This window comes from Psychrobacter sp. 1U2 (assembly GCF_051847575.1).
Genome location: NZ_JBPYDC010000774.1, coordinates 1 through 843 on the forward strand (window position 1 = coordinate 1; position 843 = coordinate 843).

1 protein-coding gene is annotated in these 843 nt (G+C 41.5%); it reads right to left on the minus strand.

What is annotated here, in order from left to right; translation table 11 throughout:
- Positions 1-86: 86 nt before the first annotated feature.
- A partial coding sequence (locus ACS8FD_RS18665; protein WP_439276946.1) for an ABC transporter permease occupies positions 87-843 on the minus strand: 757 nt, incomplete at its 5' end.

The window sequence follows — 843 nt, forward strand, 5'->3', positions numbered from 1 at the left end:
TTATTGATGTAACAAGTGTTTTTTTTGGCAAAGTGTTTTTAACTTTGTTTTTCTAAATGAGTATTGCTTCATTAAATACTTTTGGGTCAAGGGCATTTAAAAGTAGATTGTTTTGATTGTGTGCGCTTACGCATAAATAGAAGCAAGATAAAGTAAAACAGCCATAAACCAAACAAGGCATAAAACCCTATAGCGACTTGCGAGAGGCTGGCGCCCATCTGATTGAGCTGTACTGAAGTATTGATCGCAGGGGTAGTAGGTATTAGCCAACGTAAAATTTGTAGTATTTCTGGCAACTGATTAGCAGGCCAAGGATAACCACTCATAAAAAACATCGGCAGTGAGCTGAAAATCAAGATTTGCATACTGCGTTCACGCAAGCGAAACCACAAGCCAAACACACAACCAAGCGTCGCTACTGTCGGACAAAAAATCATCAGAAATAGCAAACTACCAAGCATGTTTTGTCCGCGCGGATAATGATGCAGCTCAAAGGTCCAGCCATAATAAAAGCAGCCAACTGTAAAGCTAAGTATACTCATGGCTGCAATCCGGCCGAGCCAGCCGCGAATACTGGTACTATGACGACGCTGCTCGTACCAAGTACTAATCAGCATTGCCGTGGCTATCAATAAAGTCTGTTGTAAAATAATAATAGACACTGCTGGTACCACATAAGCACCATAACCCTCAGTTTGATTATACAAAGGCATAATCTGTAATGGTACGGCTTGAGTATTTTGTACAGCAGTAGGCGCATAAGCCCCTTGAGCGACGTTTTTTTTGACTTCTATACCTGCAGATACTGTACTGACCGCCTGTAAGAATCCCATCTGCACGTTT